This is a genomic window from Uliginosibacterium sp. TH139 (assembly GCF_002855595.1).
GTDB lineage: Bacteria > Pseudomonadota > Gammaproteobacteria > Burkholderiales > Rhodocyclaceae > Uliginosibacterium > Uliginosibacterium aquaticum.
The window spans coordinates 1-4,485 of sequence record NZ_PKRR01000020.1 but is presented as its reverse complement, the minus strand read 5'-3'; the positions used below and the strand labels follow the sequence as shown (position 1 = coordinate 4,485).

Annotated in this window: 1 protein-coding gene; it reads left to right on the top strand. The window is 62.0% G+C overall.

The window, feature by feature from the left end:
* Positions 1-26: 26 nt before the first annotated feature.
* On the top strand, positions 27-4,485 hold a 4,459-nt coding region (locus tag C0V76_RS19400), incomplete at its 3' end, for an S-layer family protein (RefSeq protein ID WP_158239304.1).

Below are 4,485 nucleotides of genomic sequence, written 5' to 3'. Positions count from 1 at the left end.
GCATTGCAGTGCCGGGTGCAGACCTCGTGGCTGACACGGATGCCACCATCGATGCACGCGTGACCACGACGGACGCTGCGGGCAATAGCGCGTCCGCGACCGACACTGAGGGCTATTCCGTTAACCACGAGCCCACCGCCGTGGCCGACGTAGCCACAGTCAGCGAGGACGCGGTCAATGTCACCGGTGATGTCACCCCGGGTACCGCAGGGCAGGATTCCGACCCGGATGCCGGCACGACCCTCACCGTCATCGGCGTAGCCGCCGGCACCCCGGCTTCGGCCAGCGGCAATGTCGGCAGCAGCGTCGCCGGCACTTACGGCTCAGTGGTGATCAACGCCAACGGCAGCTACATCTACACCCCGGGGGCCGCCGCCCAGGCGCTGGCAGCCGGTCAGAACGTGACCGACACCTTCACCTACACCATCAGCGATGGTGCAGGTGGTACGGCTTCGACCACCCTCACCGTCACCGTGCAAGGTGCCAACGATGCGCCGACCATCGGCGGCCCGCTCACCGGCACCGTCACGGAAGACGGCACCACGGCCGCCACCGGCACCCTGAGCATCACCGATGCAGACGCAGGACAGGCCAGCTTCGTGGCGCAGACCGCCACCCCCGGCACCTACGGCAGCTTCAGCATCACCAGCGCTGGCGTGTGGACCTACACCCTCAGCAATGCCGCCGCCAATGTCCAGGCTCTGGCGCAGGGCGCAGCACCGACCGAGACTTTCACCGTCACCACGGCTGACGGCACGACCCGCAATATCGTCGTTACCGTCAATGGCACGAACGATGCGCCGATTGCCGTCGCGGACACGGGCAGCGTCAGCGAGAGCAACTCGGCAGCCACCACCGTGCTCACCGGAGACCTCACACCAGGCACAGCCGGTCAGGACGGGGACATCGACAATGGCTCGAGCTTCAGCGTCACCGGAGTGGTCGTGGGCACCGCCGCTTCGGCCAGCGGCAACGTGGGTAGCACGCTCAATGGCACTTACGGCACGGTCTCCGTGACAGCCGACGGCAGCTACACCTACACGCTGGACAACACCCGCACTGCCACCAACGCGCTCGGCGCCGGCCAGACCGGTACCGAAACCTTCACCTACACCATCACCGACAACAACGGCGCGACCAGCACAGCCACTCTGACCATCACCGTCAATGGCACGAATGACGCACCCACCGTCGCCGGCGCTGCGATCACCGGCACTGAAGATCAGGCACTGGCCATCAGCTGGGCGAATTTCGGTGTCAGCGATGTGGATAGCGCCAGCAGCAGCCTGAGTATCACGATCACCAGCCTGCCGGCCGACGGCAAGCTGCAGGTCTTCAACGGTACGGCCTGGGTGGATGCCACGCTGAACCAGAGCCTCACCAAGGCCAGCATTGATGCCGGCAACCTGCGCTTCGTGCCGGATAGCAATGAATCCGGTATCGACGGTTTTGCCAGTGCCGGCACCGGCAACCTGAGTAACGACTACGCCGGCTTCGCTTTCACCGCAACTGACGGCAGCGCCACCAGTACGGCTGGAACAGTTACGATCGACATCACGCCTGTGGCAGACAAGCCGACCCTTTCAAGCTCGGTTGCGACCCCAACTTTCGTTTCTTCAAGCTCCAGTATTCACATCGAATGGGGTGGCAGTAGTATCGATATCGATGAGTCCGGCAACATCACGGGCAGCACCGATGGTCAGATCTACATCTCGCCCTTCAGCGATGCCAACATCAACTCCGGCACAAAGAACGATTTCATTGCGTTGATTGGCGATATCAACAGCACGATGAACATCAATGGGATTGGAGACAGTGGCGGTTCCGACGTCGTATTTCTGAGCAAGGACCCGTCTCATTACACCGTCACCTACGGCGAGCTCGACAGTACGGGCTACGATGGAACGATCACGGACAACGACACCGGCCGCACGATCAATTTCAACAACATCGAAGGTATCGTGTTTGGTGACGGATCCTCAATCGGGGCTGACATTTCAGTTAGCACAGTGGATGCCGGCTATTACGAATACCCGGTCACGCTGAGTGCAGCTCTCGTCGACAGCGATGGCAGCGAGAGCCTGACTTCGATAACCCTGACCGGCATCCCGTCAGGAGTCACCCTCAGCGCAGGCAGCCTGCAAAGCGACGGCTCATGGATCGTGGCCCAGAGCCAGGTCAGCGGCCTCACCATGCAAGTGCCTAACGGAACTCCGAATTTCACGGTCACTGCCAGTGTCAGCAGCACAGAAACGGCAAATGGCGACTCGGCCAGCAGCACCAGCAATTTCATTGTTTCCGTAGAGCCCGTAGTCTCCGCCGTAAGCAATAGCGTTACGGCAGAAGGCGGCATGAACACCTTCACGGTCACGCTCTCCCATGCAGCAACCCAAACAACAGATGTCACCCTCAAGCTACTGACCGGCAATGTAACGCCCGCCACCGATCTAGGCAGCATCGAATACTCAACCGACGGCGGCAGCAGTTGGCAGACCTATTCCGGCAGCGCAAGTGTGCCCGCAGGTTCAAGTAGCTTCCAGGTACGAGTCATCACACTGAACGACACACAGTACGAAGGCTCCGAAGCCTATCGCCTGAGTGCAACAGCAAACGGCGCCAGCGCAACGGGCACCGGCATCATCACGGATACAGCTGACTTGCCTGCGCTGTCAGTCTCCACTGCCAACGTCAGCGAATCGGCGGGCTACGCGGTGTTCACCGTTAGCTTGTCCAACACATCCAGTTTCAATACCAGCCTAAACCTCACGCTCACCGATGGCAGCGCCACCGGGGACGGGGTCGACTACGGCAGCAGTGCCAGCAACAATCTGCAGGTATCCACCGACGGGGGCAACACCTGGACCAACACTAGCAATGCGATCATCCTCGCCGGCTCCACCAGCGTTCTGGTTCGCACCCCGATCACTCAGGACACGCTGGATGAGTCTGCCGAAAACTTCACCCTGACCGCCACCCGGACAGCAGGCTACACGAGCACACCAAGCGCAAGTGCGAGCCTCAGCATCACGGACGACGACGCAGCACCGACCATCGCCAGCGTTTCGAGCCCGAGCACCACCGAAGGCAGCGATCTGGTCTATACAGTCACGCTCTCAAATGCCTCCAGCACCGCCACCAGCTTCCCGTTCTCGCTGGGCAGCGGCAGTGCCACTACGGGCGACTACGGCACCCCGAGCTTCAGCAACGGCGTCACGCTCACTGCTGGCGTGCTGAGCATCCCGGCCAACGTGACGAGTTTCAGCGTCACGCTACCCACCGTACAGGACGTGCTGGATGAAGCCGACGAGACTGTGCTGCTGAACGTCGACGGTGTCACCGGCATCGGCACCATCATCGATAACGACGCAGCGCCTTCCCTGTCAGTCAATGACGTCACGGTCAATGAAGCGGCCGGCACGATGAGCTTCACCGTATCCCTGTCCGCAGTCTCGGGGCAGACCGTCACGGTCAGCTATGCCAGCAGCAATAGCAGCGCCACGGCGGGCAGCGACTACACCGCCGTCAGCGGCTCGCTCAGCTTTGCACCGGGTGAGACGAGCAAGACCATCGTCGTCCCGATCACTGACGACAGCCTGACCGAAGCCAGCGAAACCCTCAACATCACGCTCTCCAGCGCGACCAACGCCACGATAGCGGACGCTTCCGGCCTGGGCACGATCACCGACAACGATGCGGTGCCAGTCAATAGTGTGCCTGCAGCCCAGAGCACGGCTGAGGACACAGCACGCGTCTTCAGCAGCGCCAACGGCAATGCCATCACCGTCAGCGATATCGATGGTGGCAACCTGACCACGACAATTTCGGTCACCAACGGCAGCCTGACCGTGCAGACCTTCGCTGGCGCCACCATTACCAGCAACGGCACAGCGTCGGTCACGATCACCGGCACAGCAGCTGCCATCAATGGAGCCCTGAATGGTCTGAGCTACGCGCCGACGGCGGACTATGCAGGCAGCTCGACACTGACTGTGCTCACCAGCGATGGCGTGCGCAGCGACACCGATACGGTCGCAATCACCGTCACCCCGGTGGCTGACATCGTGGCCGATGCGGTCACGACCGCTGAAGACACGGCCATCAGCTTCAACGCCATCACTGGCACCAATGGCGCCAGCGCCGACAACTTCGAGAGCGCCGGCCGCGTGGTGTCTGCCGTCACCCAGGGCACGAACGGAACGGTCACTTTCGCAGCAGACGGCACGCTGGTCTATACGCCGAACGCCAACTTCAATGGCACCGACAGCTTCACCTACACCGTCACCTCCGGTGGCGTGAGCGAAACGGCTACCGTCAATGTCACGGTTGCTGCTGTCAATGACACGCCGGTCAATACCGTGGCTGGCGCGCAGACCGTCACCGAAGACACCGCCAAGGCCATCACCGGCGTGTCGGTGGCCGATGTGGATTCGTCCTCGCTGACCACCACGGTTTCGGTGCTCCACGGCACGCTGTCGGTCACCACTG